1 protein-coding gene is annotated in these 999 nt (G+C 66.7%); it reads left to right on the forward strand.

The genetic code is table 11. The features are described 5' to 3' along the window. The coding region (locus ABY44_RS29725) for an NAD(P)/FAD-dependent oxidoreductase (protein WP_431642947.1) at positions 1-999 on the forward strand (999 nt) is incomplete at both ends.

Here is a 999-nt window from a genome sequence, read left to right on the forward strand (position 1 = left end):
GGCCCGCGCGAATCGATGGAATACGACGTCGTGATCGTCGGCGGCGGCCCCGCCGGGCTGTCGGCGGCGATCCGGCTCAAGCAGCTGGCCGCCGAGAAAGGCACCGAAATCGGCGTGTGCGTGCTCGAGAAAGGTTCCGAGATCGGCGCGCACATCCTGTCGGGTGCGGTGATGGACCCGCGCGCGATCACCGAACTGTTCCCCGACTGGAAGGAACGCGGCGCGCCGCTCGACGTCGAGGTGACGGAAGACCGCTTCCTGTTCCTGTCCGAGAAAAGCGCGGTCACCACGCCGAACTGGGCGCTGCCCGCCAACTTCCAGAACCACGGCAACTACGTGATTTCGCTGGGTAACGTCACGCGCTGGCTCGGCCAGCAGGCCGAAGCGCTGGGCGTCGAGATCTTCCCCGGCTTCCCGGCCGCCGAGATCCTGTACAACGACGACGGCTCCGTGAAAGGCGTCGCCACCGGCAACATGGGCGTGGGCAAGGACGGCGAGCCGACCGAGAACTTCCAACTCGGCATGGAACTGCACGCGAAGTACACGCTGTTCGCCGAAGGCTGCCGCGGCCATCTCGGCCGCCAGCTGATCGCGAAGTTCAAGCTCGACGCGAACGCCGATCCGCAGGCGTACGGGATCGGCATCAAGGAGCTGTGGGAAATCGATCCCGCCAAGCACAAGCCGGGCCTCGTGATCCACACGGCCGGCTGGCCGCTGAAGTCGGACACCTACGGCGGCTCGTTCCTGTATCACATGGACAACAACCAGGTCGTGGTCGGCTTCGTGGTGGGCCTGGGCTACACGAACCCGTACCTGTCGCCGTTCGAGGAATTCCAGCGCTACAAGACGCACCCGTCGATCCGCGCGTTCCTGGAAGGCGGCAAGCGCGTGTCGTACGGCGCGCGCGCGATTACGGCGGGCGGGCTGCTGTCGCTGCCGAAGACGGTGTTCCCGGGCGGCGCGCTGATCGGCGACGACGCGGGTTTCCTGAACGCATCG

The sequence above is a fragment of the Burkholderia sp. ZZQ-2 genome (assembly GCF_050768715.1).
Taxonomy (GTDB): Bacteria; Pseudomonadota; Gammaproteobacteria; order Burkholderiales; family Burkholderiaceae; genus Burkholderia; species Burkholderia cepacia.